The organism is Microcoleus sp. CAWBG58, from assembly GCF_020883045.1.
Lineage (GTDB): Bacteria > Cyanobacteriota > Cyanobacteriia > Cyanobacteriales > Microcoleaceae > Microcoleus.
In genome coordinates this window covers 26,298-42,969 of sequence record NZ_JAHRFA010000013.1, presented here as the reverse complement: position 1 = coordinate 42,969, position 16,672 = coordinate 26,298, and the positions used below count along the sequence as shown (strand labels likewise).

General features: G+C 43.8%; 13 protein-coding genes. 5 read left to right on the top strand and 8 right to left on the bottom strand.

The window, feature by feature from the left end; translation table 11 throughout:
- Positions 1 to 71: 71 nt before the first annotated feature.
- The 3 genes from mtnA to QZ918_RS08095 all read left to right on the top strand — a co-directional run bounded on the left by mtnA (position 72) and on the right by QZ918_RS08095 (position 2,631).
- Positions 72 to 1,133 carry an S-methyl-5-thioribose-1-phosphate isomerase gene (mtnA, locus tag QZ918_RS08105; RefSeq protein WP_293143162.1) on the top strand — a complete coding sequence of 354 codons (1,062 nt, stop codon included), beginning with the start codon at positions 72 to 74 and terminating at the stop codon, positions 1,131 to 1,133.
- A gap of 128 nt (positions 1,134 to 1,261) precedes the next feature.
- Positions 1,262 to 1,771: a type IV pilin-like G/H family protein gene (locus QZ918_RS08100; protein WP_293333277.1), complete on the top strand. Its 510-nt coding sequence runs from the start codon at positions 1,262 to 1,264 to the stop codon at positions 1,769 to 1,771.
- A gap of 14 nt (positions 1,772 to 1,785) precedes the next feature.
- Positions 1,786 to 2,631, top strand: a complete 846-nt coding sequence (locus QZ918_RS08095) for a sulfurtransferase (RefSeq protein ID WP_293333274.1) — start codon at positions 1,786 to 1,788, stop codon at positions 2,629 to 2,631.
- A 670-nt stretch (positions 2,632 to 3,301) separates the two neighbouring features.
- Here the strand turns inward: QZ918_RS08095 and QZ918_RS08090 are convergent.
- Positions 3,302 to 3,649, bottom strand: a complete 348-nt coding sequence (locus QZ918_RS08090) for a hypothetical protein (RefSeq protein ID WP_293143153.1) — start codon at positions 3,647 to 3,649, stop codon at positions 3,302 to 3,304.
- A gap of 241 nt (positions 3,650 to 3,890) precedes the next feature.
- Here QZ918_RS08090 and cdf31 point away from each other — a divergent pair, with 241 nt between their 5' ends.
- Complete coding sequence (cdf31, locus tag QZ918_RS08085) at positions 3,891 to 4,805, top strand: CDF family zinc efflux transporter Cdf31 (protein ID WP_293333271.1); 915 nt, start codon at positions 3,891 to 3,893, stop codon at positions 4,803 to 4,805.
- Between the two features lie 467 nt (positions 4,806 to 5,272).
- Here cdf31 and QZ918_RS08080 read toward each other — a convergent pair whose 3' ends face one another.
- Entirely contained in the window at positions 5,273 to 5,488 is a 216-nt protein-coding gene (locus tag QZ918_RS08080; RefSeq protein WP_293333268.1) for a hypothetical protein, read from the bottom strand.
- Positions 5,489 to 5,889: 401 nt separating this feature from the next.
- Between QZ918_RS08080 and QZ918_RS08075 the strand changes: the two genes are divergently transcribed.
- Positions 5,890 to 6,744: a hypothetical protein gene (locus QZ918_RS08075; RefSeq protein WP_293333265.1), complete on the top strand. Its 855-nt coding sequence runs from the start codon at positions 5,890 to 5,892 to the stop codon at positions 6,742 to 6,744.
- A 221-nt stretch (positions 6,745 to 6,965) separates the two neighbouring features.
- Here the strand turns inward: QZ918_RS08075 and QZ918_RS08070 are convergent, their stop codons facing one another.
- The 6 genes from QZ918_RS08070 to QZ918_RS08045 all read right to left on the bottom strand — a co-directional run bounded on the left by QZ918_RS08070 (position 6,966) and on the right by QZ918_RS08045 (position 16,664).
- Positions 6,966 to 8,933 carry a sensor histidine kinase gene (locus QZ918_RS08070; protein WP_293333262.1) on the bottom strand — a complete coding sequence of 656 codons (1,968 nt, stop codon included), beginning with the start codon at positions 8,931 to 8,933 and terminating at the stop codon, positions 6,966 to 6,968.
- A gap of 719 nt (positions 8,934 to 9,652) precedes the next feature.
- On the bottom strand, positions 9,653 to 11,527 hold the full coding sequence (locus tag QZ918_RS08065) for a HEAT repeat domain-containing protein (protein ID WP_293333259.1): 1,875 nt from the start codon (positions 11,525 to 11,527) through the stop codon (positions 9,653 to 9,655).
- Between the two features lie 501 nt (positions 11,528 to 12,028).
- Positions 12,029 to 13,195, bottom strand: coding sequence for a glycoside hydrolase family 10-like protein (locus QZ918_RS08060; protein ID WP_293333256.1), 1,167 nt, complete (start codon positions 13,193 to 13,195; stop codon positions 12,029 to 12,031).
- Between the two features lie 139 nt (positions 13,196 to 13,334).
- Positions 13,335 to 14,426: a hypothetical protein gene (locus QZ918_RS08055; protein WP_293333253.1), complete on the bottom strand. Its 1,092-nt coding sequence runs from the start codon at positions 14,424 to 14,426 to the stop codon at positions 13,335 to 13,337.
- Between the two features lie 313 nt (positions 14,427 to 14,739).
- Positions 14,740 to 15,963 (bottom strand): trypsin-like peptidase domain-containing protein, encoded by a 1,224-nt coding sequence (locus QZ918_RS08050; RefSeq protein WP_293333250.1) that lies wholly within the window; start codon positions 15,961 to 15,963, stop codon positions 14,740 to 14,742.
- A gap of 20 nt (positions 15,964 to 15,983) precedes the next feature.
- Entirely contained in the window at positions 15,984 to 16,664 is a 681-nt protein-coding gene (locus QZ918_RS08045) for a HEAT repeat domain-containing protein (RefSeq protein ID WP_293333247.1), read from the bottom strand.
- Between the last annotated feature and the right edge of the window lie 8 nt (positions 16,665 to 16,672).

Genomic DNA, 16,672 nt, shown 5'->3' with positions numbered 1-16,672 from the left:
TGCCTAATAAGATAGAGAAATATCCGCCTTCATGGCATCATAGAAACTTGTCCCTCACATCATTGAAATCGATGACTGCTCAAAAATCCCCCGTTTCCCCCATCACCTGGCTCGACAACCGGGTGCTGCTAATTGACCAAAACCAACTGCCGAAAGAATATAGCACAGTCGAAATTAGTAGCTCTCAAGATATGGCTGAGGCGATTAAAACGATGATCGTGCGAGGTGCTCCGGCGATTGGGGTAGCAGCAGCTTACGGGATGTATTTGGGTGCGAGGGAAATCGAAACGGGCGATCGCACGGAATTTCTGGCTAAACTAGAACAAGTTGGTGAATTATTGCGATCGACTCGTCCCACAGCAGTTAATTTGTTTTGGGCAATATCCCGAATGCTCAAAACAGCAAATCAAACTAGCGGTTCCGTCGAACAAGTACAGAAAACTTTGTTAGAAATGGCTAAAACCATTCAAGCAGAAGACGTACAAACTTGTAAAGATATCGGCGACAAAGGTTTAGAAGTTCTGCCGGCTACACCAGAAAAATTGAACTTACTAACTCACTGCAATGCCGGCGCATTAGCTACAGCAGGCTACGGTACAGCCTTAGGCGTATTTCGTTCGGCTTGGCGAGAAGGCAGACTTGGCAGAGTTTTTGCTGACGAAACTCGCCCCCGCCTCCAAGGCGCCAAACTCACCACCTGGGAATGCGTGCAAGAAGGAATTCCCGTCACCTTAATCGCCGACAATATGGCCGCCCACTGCATGAAACTCGGCATGATTCACGCAGTAGTTGTTGGTGCAGACAGAATCGCTGCTAACGGCGACGCCGCCAATAAAATTGGCACTTACAGCTTAGCAATTGTTGCCAAAGCTCACAACGTCCCCTTCTTTGTCGCCGCCCCTCTGTCAACAATTGATTTTGAACTTTCCGACGGTAGCCAAATCCCCATTGAAGAACGCGATTCAGTTGAAATGTATCAAGTTGGAACTACGCGAATTTGTCCTGAAGGAGTAGAATTTTACAATCCAGCTTTTGATGTAACTCCGGCTGCATTAATCTCGGGAATCATCACCGAACACGGTACCGTTGCTCCTGGAGATTTGAAACAGTTTCAAGCAAAACAATTAGTTTAATTGTATGTTACTCAACCGCTCAGTTAATCAGTCATTTTTGCGAACAATACCGCTTTGGCTAAGTAGGTCGATCGATGAATTTGACGTGAAATATGTAGGTAAAACCGCACGTATGTAAAGACACGGCCGTGCGGTGTCCTACCGCCATTCAAGTTTTAAGCAATGGTAAAAACATGATTTATAGCTCTCGTAACCAGCAGATAAAAATTGCGATCGCAACTCTAATTCTACCAGTTTTGTTTCCTACAGTGGCTCATGCTCAGTTGTCGCCAACCCTTAAAACTCAAGAATCAGCAGCCAAACAATATGTGGTAGAAATGAATAAAGCTCAGCAAGACTACTATCGCAACAATACGGGTTTTACAAGTTCTGTTTCTAATCTAGCTCTCGGCATTAAAGCTGACACAGCTAATTACAAATATTCAATTGATACAGCCAACAAAGCTGTATTTAATTATGCAGTGTCGAATCAATCTAATCTCAAAAGTTTTGTGGGTGGAGTCTTTTTGGCAGGAAATAAGACCCAAACAATCTTATGTCTAAATGTTGCTTCTGGCAAGATTAAACCAGCCAAGCCAACAATGGATACTAAAGGGGTTGTAGCCTGCGGTGCTAATACAGCAAAAGTTGCTCAATAAACCATCTCTAATTGATGTGTAATTTGTCCGATAATTGGATTGTAGGTGCAGATTTAGCCAAGCAATTGCTGGAAAAACGAGCTACCTTGCTCGATGCTCGCCAACCTATTTTAAAGTGGTTTTGCCGTCTCCCGCCAGCTATTCCCGTAACTTGGCAAGAATTTTCGCGATCGCACTTTCCGCACAAAGGCAAAATTCTCGAAGATGATACAATCTTAACAGAAAAACTGCAAGCACTGGGAATTTGTCAAGACCAACCTGTAATCGCGATCGCCGATTCCGTGAAAGGATGGGGCGAAGACGGGCGAATTGTTTGGATGCTGCGAACTTTGGGACACGAAAAAGCTGTTTTTGTAGGTGGAGGATATCAAGCTTTAGTCAAAGCTGGAATTTCTCATGTAACAGGTGCCAACAATCCACCTCAGCCCGGAGATTTTATCGTATCTCGCCGCTCGACTTGGGAAATCAATCGAGATGATTTAAAAGCTATTTTAGGCAATGCTAATTTAGCAGTTATTGATGCCCGAGAGCCGCGAGAATATGCAGGTAAAACGCCTTACGGAGAAACGCGGGGCGGCCGCATTCCCGGGGCAATTCACCTTTATTACAAACAGTTGATGGACAAGCAGGGACAACTCCTCTCTCGCGGGGAAATTGTCGAAATCTTGCAGCAGAAAGAAGTTTCGCTGTCAACTGAGATTGTCACTTATTGTAGTGGCGGAATTAGGTCTGCGTGGTTGACTTCTGTCTTGACAAATTTCGGATTTAATGCTAAGAATTATCCAGGTTCAATGTGGGAATGGTCGGCTTCGCCTGCCGATCGCTATCCGTTAGAAAAAAGTCGTAGGGTGCGTCAGTAAGTTTAAGATTTATAGAATTTTAAGTACATTATCAGCCATCAAAAGAGGTTCGTAGTGAGGACTTCAGTCCGCATCTCTCATCAAAGGACTGAAGTCCTTACTACAAACCAAATTTACTGTTTTTTTTGGAGTAACGTGCGCCTAACTAAAGCAGCCTACTAAGCTTTGACAAAACCCGCTAATCTTTGACACTCTCAGGGAGTCAACGCCACTGAGATTCTACTGACAGAATTAGACCAAGGCTGTGGCCTAAATCTAATCTCGTTACGACCGTCAAACGCCGTCTACTTAGTCACCAATCGTCAAGCGATAGTTACTAGCTACTTTGGTTTTTAATGCTTTCAGAATCCATCACGAAGCCAAGACGCGGTACGCTCCACAACCTGCCATTATTTGCTCTTTCCTGTCATACTGACATCAGGACTTAAACCTAACCGTTGTTTCATAGGAGCCGGGATTTCTCCGATACTAGGATGTTTCAACACGTAGATGTTTTTGTTCCTGTTCCTACTCACAATCTAATTATAGCACAAGTACCACGGCGGTTAAAACCGCACGAGTCGCTTCCCTAGGAAGGACTAAAGTCGCGCTCGTTTCCCGCATCCCGTATTAATTTTTATGAGCAATTGAACCTTGATAAACGGACGGGTTTCAGATTGAAGCATCTCTCTCAACCGACTTGTTCAATATACTGAGCGAGATCGTCGCGCAGGCGGCTCAGTTCGGCTTCGGTGGTGACGCGCAGGCGATCGTCCCTAACCGTAATCAGCACTTTCGCAGCAAAAGGAGTCGCCCAGATATTCGGGTTGCAGAAAACCTCCAAAAATACATCCCCTGCATACCGATATTCCATCGGTTTTTGGGGAGAAGCTTTGCCACCAGCGGTTTTTGCCGCTACGGCTTTCAAGCTGTCCATCAAAGTGGCGATCGCACTTTGCAAATCCCGTGCAGCTTCCGGGGAAAAGCTAAACGAGACAGAACCTTCAACTAAATTCAGTGTCAGCGGAGAAAGAGACATGGGCAATGAAATTTAATATACAATCGTTAATGCTAAAAAATATAGTAACCCAAAAGAAGTACGTTCCAGCTCAATTGGACTGCGAGAATGCTATTAATTGAAACTTCTCTCAACAAGCTTGGCTAAATTAATGAATATAAATCTAGTTGCAAGCTAGATTCTGTAATACTTTTAACCTTTGGTGACTTGATACGCTTTAAACTAAAAGCCAGAAAACTCGATCGCTGATAGAGGAGATTCTATGGTTGCCGATAACCGTTCCGAAGTCCGCAAGGTTTTAATCATTACCTTATTGCTAAACTTGGTGGTGATGGCAATTAAAGCAGGCGTGGGATGGCTGACTGGTTCCCTGAGTTTGCTGGCAGATGCCTTGCACAGCGTCACGGACAGTGCTAATAATATTTTAGGATTGGTCACTAATCATTATGCCAATCCGCAGCCCGATCGCGATCATCCCTACGGACACCAGAAATTTGACGCTCTCGGAGCTCTGGGAATTGCTGTTTTTCTGGGAATTGCCTGTTTTGAAATTCTCAGCGGTGCTGTCGAAAGGTTGCTAAACGGCGGTAAAGCTGTCAAAATATCCCCAAATGAACTGTGGATTTTGCTGCTGGTACTGGGAATTAATATTTTTGTGGCTTTTTACGAGCGCAGAGTTGGCAAACGTCTCGGTAGCGCGATTTTGGTGGCTGACGCCCAGCACACGATGAGCGATGTTTGGGTAACAATTATGGTCATCGGCGGGTTGATCGGTGTTTGGCAAGGTCAGATTTTAAACATACCTCAATTGCAATCCCTGGACGTGTTTTTGTCTTTTCCTGTCGCTCTTTTGGTATTTAGCAGCGGTTGGAAAGTTTTAACGGAAAATTTGCCTTGGTTGGTGGATGAAATGGCGATCGCACCGGAAGTCATCCAAGCAATTGCCATGGATGTGCCCGGAGTTGTTAACTGTCACTCGATCGCCTCTCGCGGGCTGATCGGGCGTCAAGTGTTTATTGATATGCACATGATTGTCAATGCTGTCGATGTAGAAACTGCTCACCGGATTACAGAAGAAGTTGAAGCCCGTTTGGAAGAACGTTTCAGCCCTGTACGCATCTTAATTCACGTTGAGCCGCCGGCTTACCATTCCGACCAAATTAGCTACGAGGCCTAAGAGAAGGAAGAAGGAAGAGGGAAGAAGGAAGAAGGAAGAAGGAAGAGGGAAGAGGGAAGAGGGAAGAAGGAAGAGGGAAGAGGGAAGGATGAAGCAAGAAAGATTTAGGTTGTATTTCCAGCAAAAAGCAGGTTGAGGGATGAAGGAGGAAGGCGTTGAAAAGCATCGCAATTCCTCCAATTTTTTAAATGCTCTCAATCTGTTGAGAGCAATCGCCCTTCGTTTATTTGTGGTTTTCCACAGCAAAAACGGGGTTTTCCACAGAAATATGCAAGTTTTCCACAATAACTTTAATAATTATCGGGCAAAAGACTATCTGTATAAGTTGCCAGTATTTTGGATTTTTACAGCCATTTTCTCTCGCAAGTCCCAAGGTACCAGAATTTCGACTTGTAAACCCAAAGCTCGCAACCACCTCAGCGGGTAGTAATCTCTCAGTCAGTGTTGGCTGTCTTGTGATGTAGTAGCTATCGATCGCACCATTGGCGATCGCTGGGCAATTCAGAATCTACTGCACTGGTGTTAAATATTACCTTGAGTCCGGGGTGGCGACGATCAATGAGTAGCAATTTATAGGGCATTTTTTGACCATTACTGGCCGTAGGGGCGATCGACAACCAGAAAAAATGCAGTAATCCAGAACTATAAATGATCCTATAGCCAGCAGTCAAAAATCCTGTCATGTTTGTAGTGGCAATCCGGCTGCGATCGGTATTTCAGCTCCTGCGACACCGCCCCTAAATACTTGCACAAATGATTGAGGCTCGCCATACACCAATACGCTTGGGTTGAGACAGTCATCCAGTCAAAACGATGTTAAAAATAGACTCTGGGATTCTTTTCCTAGTCCTTACCGAAGCGATCGCAGAAGAGCGTTTGTCTCTTCCGACAACCCTAAGCGAAGAGTATTGCCTTATACACTACCAATCCTAAGATACTGAAAAATTTAGATAATTTTTTATAGTAGAACTTGACAGTAAAAAGCATATGCGGCATTTTGGGGTGGAATCAGGTGTTTGTGGGAGATTTCCGCGTTCAGGGTTTAAAGGTAAATCTTCAATGAATAAACTAAGGAGAGTATAGAGTGGCAAAGGCACTTGTTACGCTAGCAATAGGCAAGAACTATGAACTCATGTTTGAGAAACATTGTAGGTCTCTATGGCAGCACTATGCTGAAAAATATCAATTTGAAGTTGTTGTTTTGACACAACCGTTAGATAATTCGTCCAAGGCTCAGTCTAGAAATCCATCATGGCAAAAGTGCTTAATTTTGTCAGAACCCAGTCTTCAAAAATACGATCGAGTTGTTTGGGTCGATGCTGATATATTGATTAACCCAAACAGTCCCGATATTACCGAGGGAGTTCCACTGGAGAAGATTGGGGCAGTAGATGATTATGCAACTCCTAGTAGAGCCGATCACGAGATTTGCCTGAAAAGACTTTATGATTTTTGGTCTAAGAATGGTATCGAATACATAGACAACCTTTCTCCTACAGCTTTTTACAAAAGTTATGGGATAGATGCAGAATTTCAATCCGTTGTACAAGCCGGAGTTATGGTGCTTTCTCCTCGTTATCATAGAGAATTGCTGGAGTATGTTTATCACTCCTATGAAGACAAAGGTTCGGGAGAATGGAACTATGAAATGCGCCCATTGAGCTATGAGATATTGATGCGCCATATTGAGTGCTGGATTTCTCCAAAATTTAATATGCCTTGGCCGTTAATCCAGCAATTTCTGTACCCCTTTCTAAGTTCGAGAGACAACGTAGTACAAAAGGGATTACAAAAAATTGGTTTGAATCCTAAGGCTTCACTAATTTCTAAATGTGTAACAACAGCATTTTTCAATAACTATTTCCTTCATTTTGCTGGAGGAACTACTGGTGACATGAAATATGTTGATACAAAAGTCACTTCAATATTTGACCTTTGATCGAGCTTTCAGAAGTTATATAGCCTTTCGAGGGAAAGATTAGGTACGACTGGGCATAGGGCATAGGCCAAACCGGGCATAGGGCATAGGGTATAGGGTATATCTCACTTTTTTGAGAACCGCTATATAACCTTTCGAGGGCAACAGGAACTCTTATTTGTGAGTTTAAGAAGCCCCCACCACACCCGATAGGGTTGGCGGCGGGGATTGTCAAGTGTGTATTAACTATTTCCTGCTGGTATGCGTACAGTGAAAATAGACCCTTTGCCCTCCTCGCTTTCGACCAAAATCTCGCCGCCCATCATCTGACAGTAGTGGCGGCTAATTGTCAGCCCCAATCCAGTGCCACCGTACTGGCGCGCCGCCGAAGAATCAGCTTGCGCGAAGGCTTCAAACAATTTTTGCTGTTGTTGGGGAGACATTCCAATGCCGGTATCTTTAACTCGAAAGCAAATCCAATCCGATGCTTGAACATTCGCAACTGGACAAGCAATTAAACTCGATTTCGCCTCGCCCGCAACCATTAAATTTTCAACACCCGACAGATGCGCTACATTCGATTCTCCGGTTCCCTCAACACGGCTGACGCTGACTTTCACTATCCCATTTTTGGTGAACTTAGCAGCATTGTTCAGCAGGTGCAGCAGGACTTTTCGCACTTTCGCTACATCTGCGTGCATGGTGCCAACAGTTTGACTGTCACACTCTATTTCTAAAACATTGCCATTCTGTTGTAAAGACAATTTTACCGCCATTGACATGTGATCGAGCAGGGATTCGATGTCAAACTCTTCGATGTCGAGGTTCATTCCCCCCGCTTGAATTTTTGATAAATCGAGGATGTCGTTAACCAAAGATAGCAGGTGCGTGCCTGCATTCTGAATCTTGTCTAAGTCGGTAACAAAATCTTTGTACCCGGAATCTCTGGCATCTTCTAAAAGTAGTTGACTGTAGCCGATAATCGCGTTTAAAGGCGTCCGCAACTCGTGACTCATATTGGCTAAAAAGTGGCTTTTAGCAGTGGTAGCCACTAAAGCATCTTCCTTAGCTTGTGCCAATTCTTTTGTATGTTCGGAAACTCGCTCGATCAGGTGATTGAGAGATACAGCTAACGAGCTTATTTCGTCTTGTCCGCTGACGGGGGCTCGCAAATCAAAATTCGACTCGGCAGCGACTTGTTGAGCCACCTGAGTGACGCTGACGACTGGTTTGGCGATCGCCCTACTGGTGCGGCAGGCCACTATTCCAGCCAGCCCTACCGACAGCAGCATACTAATCATAATTATGCCCTTTTCGATTCCTTGGGCAGCCTGCATCACTGCACCACCTTGGCGCTCTTGCTGCTGGGCAATATCGAGGATTTTGCTCAATTCCTGAAGGTGTCCCTCAAGCTGTTTTGCACCTTCTCCGCTTTCTGTGGCCAACAATTTTCGGATCGACTCTATCTTCCGAGGCGACAGTTGCGATTGCTGGACTTGCAGCAAAGTTGAGTTGAGAGTATCGGCGTAGGATTCTAAATTTTCCGTGCAATCTTGGAGTAAAATTTTGAGAGCTTCCGGCTTGGCTGCGAGCCAAGCTGGTTGGCTTTCGGCAAATTTTTCGATCCGCAACCGCAGGTTTTTGGCCTTAACAATACTGTTGATAAACTGCTGTTTTTGCAGTTCCAACTTAGGGGAATTGTCTACAAAAGAATCTAGCTGTGCTCCCTGCAATTGTGCTGCCAGTGCTGCATCTTTAAAGTTACCGATCAATTGTGCTTGTATGTGAGCATCATTGAGTTGCCTCAATCCTTTTTCTTGGTGGTATTCAGCGATTGTAAGTCCGCTCAGCGAGCCAACAAATCCGATTCCTATTGCTAGCAAATACCCGCCACTGATTTTTTTGTCTATGGGCAGACAGCCAAGCTTAAAAGACAAGTTTTTGGTAAGTTTCAAGGAGGGTTGTTTTGCCAGATTGTGGAGCAATGATTGTTTGGGTTCGGTTTCTACAGAAGCAAATTGTGCGGAAATAAAGGGCCACATCCGTTTACCTAAATTGCTATTTTCGGGGTTATTTGTTTGCGGTAATACAGCTTTTTCCTGCTGGCTCAATGGTTGCAAATCTGGATTTGCCTCGCCCTTGCCTTGCCAAGCACCAACCGATAAACCTACTTCGTTGCGTGTTTTTTTGAGCAAATTTGTTTTTGACATATGCAACCGCTGTATTCTGTGAAAATTTACCACGCTCGTAAGTTCTCCAAAGGGAAAAGCTTGTGTGTTTTCCTGTAGACATCTGCGAAAAAGTATCTGAAACTCTTGTCGAGTCAGGGCAGAAGCTTAAATTCGGTTGATGTCTAATAGATAATTAGGCTGTTGATGGCTGTTGCCAAATTACTTTTTCGACTGGTAAAAGTCTCCAGCAGGCAAAAAAAGAAAGATTTATCCCGGCAGTGAATTATTGCCACATGAATTTTTACAGGCAGAAAATTCTGTCTGATGCGTTTTGCCTGTGAGTAGCCCAAAGCTGATATTGTCTCTTGACAATGCACCCGATTCCTCAGCTTTGGGGTGTTGCTACCAGCAATGCGACGATTGCTTGACAGTTTTTGTTGCGTATCCGACTAATACATAGCACAGAATGTCACAAATGCGGCAGCCGATCGCGCTTCTGCACCCTGGCGATCGACTTTTGGCATCGCAGCCCCGCAAGTCGTGTAAATCGAGTATAACTTTAGAGCTTACGAAAAGAAACCGGGTTTCTACGGGTTAACTGTTGCAATTGCGAGCTCTCTCTGTGGCGACGGTCAATTCGATCGCTCCTATTAATACCAGTTCAAAAAAATAATGCAACTCTAAGCAAGCTTCAAACTCTTAGAAAATAAGTTATTCGCAAATCTAAAATCGTTCGACGCGATCGCAGCGGTGGAAATCTAAAATCTAAAATCGGATAACTTTCCATTTCTACCCAAAGCTTCATCGGCCAATTGCACAATCCAGCGATTCGGCCTGGCTTGGGCTCTGGCGGCAAGCACCACGGCCCAAGCTTCTTGTTCTTTGCCCCGGCCCAACAGGGCAGCACACACAGTCAAAGCTGCTGCTGTTGAACGGCTGATGCCACTTTGACAGCAGACGAGCAATTTGCCGGGGTGCGCCGATATTTGGCGGGCGAAGTCAATAATTTGGAGTACGTCATCAATTGTAGCCAAGACGCGATCGGGGTCGTCAACGGGGGTTTCGAGGTCGTTAAATTCTAACCGCAATCGGTTAGGGACTTTGTGAAAAGTTTTGGGATCTGGTACGCCCGGAGTGCCGATCGAGATTAAGTATTGGAGATTCCGGCCCGCAGGGCGATCGATAATATATTCAGTGGCTTCTGCTTCCGAAGCAATCTGGATTTGCGACAGTTTTTCACCCGAGACATCCGTAGCAGATTCCTGCTCAAAATAAACTGTTTTTACCTCAGCGCCGACATCCGGCAAATATTGGGCGGCGAGGGCGCGAACGTCAGCAAATTGGCGTTTTAAAGCTGCTTCCAGAGCCAAAAGAGCAGCACGAGAGCCAATTTGACCGAGGGATTTAACAGCCTTTTGGCGCACTCCAGAGGTTTCGTCTTCCAGCAGTCGCACCAAACCTGCTACAGCCTCGTCTGTCCCAATCTGCCCCAAAGCATCAGCAACTCTCCACCGCACATAGGATTCGCTGTCGCCTAGGGCGATCGCCAGTCCCGCAGCCACCATTTTTTGCAAGTTAGCATCTCCGGCTATATTGATGTTCCCGAGTGCAACAGCCGCCCTGCCGCGCACGAAAATGTCTCGATCCGAGAGCGATCGCATTACCGCCACCGCAGCCACCTCGCTGCTGATTTCCCCCAAGGCAGAAACTGCACTGCCGCGCACATCTGAGTCTTGGTTGTTGAGCGCTTGCAGCAGCCCAGCGACAGCCGTTTCCGTCCCGATTTGTCCCAAGGCCTCGGCGGCCCTCAAAGAAACGGCATAGGAGTCGGGTTCGTGAAGCAATTCTACTAAGCGGGGTACTGCGTCGCGATCGCCAATTTTCCCCAAAGCCGCCGCCGCCCTAGCACGGACGAGGTGATTGTCGTCTCTGAGGGCATTCAGCAGCCCCGGAACTACCTCAGCCACCCCGATTTTCCCGCAGTTGACGGCGGCCCGCCAGCGCACCTCTGAGTCTTGATGTTTCAAGGCTTTGATCGTGGTGGGGACGGCTATTTTGGGGTTAATTTTACCCAAGGCCCAAACCGCCCAGGCGCGCACTCCGGCGGCTTTGTGGTTGAGGGCTTCGATCAGTGCTGCGGCTGCTGGTTTCGAGTCAATTTCTCCTAGGGCCCAAGCGGCCCAAGCTTGCGCTTGGGAATCGGCAGATTCGAGCACCCGCGCTAATTCAATTACTGCCGCCCTAGAGCCAATTTTGCCGATCGCCCGAATGCAATGAAGGCTCACGGCACGGTCTTTGTGGTTCAATGTTTTGACAAGCATTGGAATTGCCATATCGGAACTTGTCAGTGCCAGCAGTTGAATTTTGAGCGGCAGCGAAGTTTTAATTTTTACGATTAATCTTACTGTTTTTAGTTGAAACTCCGGCTTGACCATTCCTGCTAGCTTCGAGCCGAGTTTTAAATTTACTTTTAGGGCTAATTTTATTGCGCGCAAAGCCTGGCTTTGCTGTTCTACTTGCGGCAATATTGTCGCCAAGGTGTGCATCCCTTGTTTTTGTTTCAAATATTTTTGGTTGAATTCAGCATCGCTGAGCTCTGGTAGCTGTTGGATGAGGGTTGCTACTGAGTTCATTCATTTATCCTCATATTTTGGCGATCGTTTGAGATTGCTTTTTTTTAACTCGGTTTCTTTAATAAAATACGGCTGCACCCACAAAACTCAACTTATCAAAAAACTTGTACCACTTATAAAATATCTCCGATTAGACTATTTTTACCAGAAAGAATTGGGTGAAAGCCCCAAGTCTTGGATGGAAAAATTAAAATCAGACTATTCATTACTCCCCTACTCGGACTTAAGGGTAGAGGTCACTCTTAAACTGTTAAGAGGGCGGGCCCGCACCATCCACCGCCCCTACAAACTGTCAACTGTCAACTGTTGAAAACTCCGCAATGATTGACTATCTGTTTTTTGGGCGATCGGCTTAACAATTAGTAACGCTTGCTGCTTGGCATTGATGCACTGTTTGCTAGACTTGGTCTGCGCTATATAATTTTATACCAAGTTGGCTTCAAATATCGATCGACTCCGTTGAACGCAACAAACCGGAAACAGCCCGATTCCGGGAGAGTCTCAACCGTAGGGCCCATTTTTCAAAGCCTCAGCCAAAGCATTATCGTTATCCCGCAAACCTTCGTAAAAAAACAGCACTTCTCCTGGAACGCCGCGAGAACGGTTGCAAGCAATTACTTGCAACAACAGCTCCGGATTCATGCTATAATTGCTCCCTCGATTCGCCAACAGGATACCGGGAGACACACAGGACACTTGCTCGCAGGTAAGTTGTCGATCGATCAGTCGATCGAGCAATTGTTTGTAACCGTTAAAATCGCGGCGATAAAACTGCGGGTGAAGCATATCAACCAACTTTTTGTCAACCCAAGCTTGAGAATCTTGCAAATATTCTACGAATCCCCAGTCATAGGGACTTGGCGACATTGACAGCAACAAATCGGGACTAATCGCTTTCAATTCTCGATGCAATCGAGCCACAAACTCAGTAATTAGATCGGCGCGCCAGTGCAGCCAATGTTGCTCTCTACAATTATGTGGCGGTTCTCTCCCGCACTCTTGGCGGTAGCGTTTAACCGTTTTTTCATCGTAGCCGCCTTCACAGGGTAGCGCAATGCGATCGTCTCCTTGAACGCCATTGACTGGATAATTTCTGGCAACTTCCAGCATCAAACCCAGCAAAAAATCTTGCACTTCTGAGTCAAGGGAATTCATCCACTCGAAATTATTTTTTTTCAGCAAATTTCCAGTGCGATCGCGCGCCGCCCACTCAGGTTTTTTCGCCAGCAAATGACCGCCGTTGAGATTATAAGAACTCACAAATCCGTATTCAAACCAAGGAATAACTTTTAAACAAACTCTATTAGCCTCAACAATTAATTCTGCTAAGGGGTCGCGGCATTGATAGCGCGCGTCAATTTCAACCCCAAATTGTTCCCGCATAATTTGAGATGGATAAGCCGTATAACCCCGGTTCCAAACAACAGGAAATACTGTATTAAATCCCGTGTCGGCGAGGAAGTCCATTGCCTCAGCAATTCGCTGTTTTGAAGTGAGAACCTTGCAGTCAGTGCTGGGTATCCAAACGCCTCGCATTCCCGGACTGTGGGGCGCGATATCGATTGGTAGCGTGGCTCGATTTTCCGCGCCAATTGCCACCGCAAACCGCTGTTTTAGTGAAGATGCAAACCTGAGAATTCCTGAATGAAAATAATTTAAAAATGGCATTATATTAACATAAAAGATATCCGAAGTAGTGGTAATATTAGGTTAGGTTAAATAGATATAATTCCTGTAGGGGCGGGTTCACCAATAATAATTGCCTAAAACCGACAATCTCATAAACCCGCCCGGCCGGTTCTTATCTCTATTCAGCAAAAAGTCTTTCCAAAGATGCAAGCTCAGCTTCTGTTCCTGCATCGATATTAGGCAGAGGTCGCTGCATGATAGAATAGAGCGATCGCCTTTGTCCTTTAGCAGACTGCAAACCTTCTTCCTTAAGAGTTTCCTCAATTTTGATTATCATTGGTTTGCGATCGCTCTTAGCAATGTCAGGACTCCGCATAATGGTAGTTCTAATTGCAGGAATCAAGGTAGCTTTTACCTCTTCATATTTGCCATTACTCACACCATCTTGAGCTAAATCCACTAATTCTTTAATTTTAGTTAGCGATTCCCAATCTTGTTGAGTTTGTTTTTCGATGCGAAACAGCATATAGCTGTAACCTGTCAATGGTTGACTATCTTTTAGAAACACTTTTGTATTTCCAGGAGAACCCATTTGCAAACAGTCATTGACTACACATAAAGTATCGCTATTAAACTGGTGTTCTTCTGCTAGAATTACAGCAAAATAACCCGATCGCAACAAGTTACTGCCACCGCCTGTAGCATCAGTAAATGCTTGCTGGTAAACTAATTCAAGTTGCCGATCGCCCATATCTAACAATTCTTCAATACCTTGATAAATTGGTTCGGCTAGCTTCACCACTGATGAAAGTTCGGGTACGGGTAGTAATTCCGAAAAACGTCCCATTACTTTGATAAATTTGGCAACTGGATCGTCTGATACCATGCTGAACAAACCTGCTTGTAACTCTACCAACCCTTGATTGAAGGGAAACAGAGGGGTAATCGGATAATTGGACTGAATAACTGTACCCACATCCCCAGTACCTAAACTTCTTAAATGACCGGGTTTAGCGAGGTAGGGAATCGTGACAACTTCATTACCGTGATGAAAGCGTACAGCAGCATGAACGACAGGATATCTTTTTTTGAACCACTCTACATCTTTTTGTAAATTTACATCTGCTAACCAGATGCGACAGTAAGCTTCCCCAGCTTTAATCGGAGTCGGATCGTAAGTCAAATCAACTCGATAGTCTGGTAGAAAGACTATTTTGTATTTCATAGCTTCGTGACTTAATTTATCTCCTACTTTTTGAAATAATCCCACAGTTTTATTCTCCCGATTTAGCTAAGTAGATGAGCGGTAATAAATATATCAAACCTTTGAGAAATCTCGTTTTTACCTGAGTCTAGATCCCCCTAAATCCCCCTTAAGAAGGGGGACTTTGATCGGAATCTTGTCCCCCCCTTCTTAAGGGGGGCTAGGGGGGATCTAGATTTAATAGTTAAATAAAAATCTATAACTGGGTTATAATTCAAGTTTACACTAATGAACATTGCCGTCTCCCTACTACACTTTATACACCTGGAATATGCTGAACTTTACATTCTGTAACATACCAAAGTTTATTTACACCTACCTACTTAAGATCGAGATGATTTGCAATTTGATTCCAGATTGCTGATATAGGTTGGCCTCCCATTTTACCTTTTGTAAGGCGAGCAACACCAGGATTCCCTTGGTGAATAGCTACTAATTCCCAAGCATGATTAAATATTGGTGCGCCGGAAGAACCTGCATCTGTATTCAGATTATGATCGATGTATTCTGGCCCTACTTGGACAATCTCACTTAAACCAGATATCTCTACAGGTTTACCCTGGGGATGGTGAATTAAGCGAATTTTTTGTCCGCTATCTAAGATAGCATTAACTGGGCGAATTGGTTGGAGCGAAGGAGTTGGTTGCAAGCGAATTAAGGCATAATCAAGATGAGGATGGTTTTCAACAAAATTCAGGTCTAATTCATAGGTATCTTCTGTGCCGTAGCTGTCGGATTTATAGCCAAATCTTACCCAAGCTTTTTCGACTCTAGTTTTGGTAAAGATATGATAGCAGGTTAGTAATAAATTTTGAGCTACTAGCACTCCTGTACCGATACCTCTGCCTTGAGGAGATTCAATTCTACCAACAGCATTGCGAGCAATTAAAGCTTTGAAATTTTCTTCGCCTTGGGTGATGAGGCGGTTGAATAGTTTTAAATCTTGGTCAGACAACCCATAAAATTCAGCTAAATTAACCAGGGATGCAAGTACATTTGTCTGGGGATGATAATCGTTGTGGATAGAAATCTTATAAGATCTGAATGCAGCAATTAAAGCTTGAGTAAAATCAACGGGACTTTCGCCAAGTATCAAGTTGCTACTAATAAATGCTGGGTCAACGTTAGCGTTTTCTAAAAGATTGCGACGATTATTTTCTCCATTGATTCTCGTAAATATTGGAATCAGTGCTTTCATTAAAGGCGTGACATCCCTTGGTTCTAAAAATATTTCTGGGTTCATTTGCTTGGGTTCTGGTAGTGGGATTATAAAAGAAATGATTTGTTTATGTTGACTATCAGGATTATAATTACCAAACTTTCCTAAAATAGCAATGATTTCTAAACGAATAAAATTAAACTCCTGTTGATTTAATGCTTTACATAAATATGGTATCGCTTCTTCACCACATATCTCTAATGCATTAGCACACGCACTACGAACTTTCGGATCTTCATCGGTCATTAAAGATGTGTAAAGACCTTCCAGTAGTGTTTTTTTATTATCTGGGTTTTTAATCGCATAATCTGGGTTTCTAATCATTTGTTCTAAGTTCTAGAGCTTTATTCATTTATTGCGCCAATTTTACCTAGTGCTTTGGCTGCGCCAATACGAACAATAGAAGATTTATCTTCTAGAAGAACTTCGCAAATAGTTGGAATAACCATTTCATTCTTTGTCTCTCCTAATGTATCAACGACTTTTCTACGAATTAAAGGATTTTTTGAATATAGAAATTTTTTTAATCTTGCCAGTAATATATTAATATCTGTTTCCCTCAATTTGTTTACTCCATATTCAAGTATATTAGGCTCAATAGAATCTAAATATTTCATCAATAAAACAATGTCTATGTCAAGACCTAAATTTGCCAGTTCTTCAAGAGCTTCTTGTCTTTGCTGCGCTTCTTCCAAAACAGAAAAATCTAAAGCTAAAATAGAAGGTTGACGAGCGAATTCTTGAGTATTTGTATTGTATGGCGTGAAATTAATATGTAAATTTATTTCAGAAGAACTATTGGATTCCCGTTCAAAAATGATATTTCTTTTATATAAAAAATCTTTTTGTAAAAATATAAAAGAATGATGATGCTTTTCCCAAGAATCCATGCTGTCTTTATTTACAGAAATAAATATATCTTTCTGTTCGTCTTTATTTTGACTTTTAATCAAAATATCTTTATTATATTTTGATTGCTTTTTGCGAGTATTTGTTTTTGAAAACTTTTTAGGATAAATATCCATATTTTTCT

What these genes read in the sequence shown, in the direction of transcription:
- cdf31 (WP_293333271.1), top strand. Translation starts at nt 3,891, where the DNA reads ATGGTTGCCGATAACCGTTCCGAAGTCCGCAAGGTTTTAATCATTACC.
- QZ918_RS08065 (WP_293333259.1), bottom strand. Translation starts at nt 11,527, where the DNA reads ATGAACTCAGTAGCAACCCTCATCCAACAGCTACCAGAGCTCAGCGAT.
- mtnA (WP_293143162.1), top strand. Translation starts at nt 72, where the DNA reads ATGACTGCTCAAAAATCCCCCGTTTCCCCCATCACCTGGCTCGACAAC.
- QZ918_RS08070 (WP_293333262.1), bottom strand. Translation starts at nt 8,933, where the DNA reads ATGTCAAAAACAAATTTGCTCAAAAAAACACGCAACGAAGTAGGTTTA.
- QZ918_RS08095 (WP_293333274.1), top strand. Translation starts at nt 1,786, where the DNA reads ATGTGTAATTTGTCCGATAATTGGATTGTAGGTGCAGATTTAGCCAAG.
- QZ918_RS08080 (WP_293333268.1), bottom strand. Translation starts at nt 5,488, where the DNA reads ATGACAGGATTTTTGACTGCTGGCTATAGGATCATTTATAGTTCTGGA.
- QZ918_RS08090 (WP_293143153.1), bottom strand. Translation starts at nt 3,649, where the DNA reads ATGTCTCTTTCTCCGCTGACACTGAATTTAGTTGAAGGTTCTGTCTCG.
- QZ918_RS08045 (WP_293333247.1), bottom strand. Translation starts at nt 16,664, where the DNA reads ATGGATATTTATCCTAAAAAGTTTTCAAAAACAAATACTCGCAAAAAG.
- QZ918_RS08060 (WP_293333256.1), bottom strand. Translation starts at nt 13,195, where the DNA reads ATGCCATTTTTAAATTATTTTCATTCAGGAATTCTCAGGTTTGCATCT.
- QZ918_RS08050 (WP_293333250.1), bottom strand. Translation starts at nt 15,963, where the DNA reads ATGATTAGAAACCCAGATTATGCGATTAAAAACCCAGATAATAAAAAA.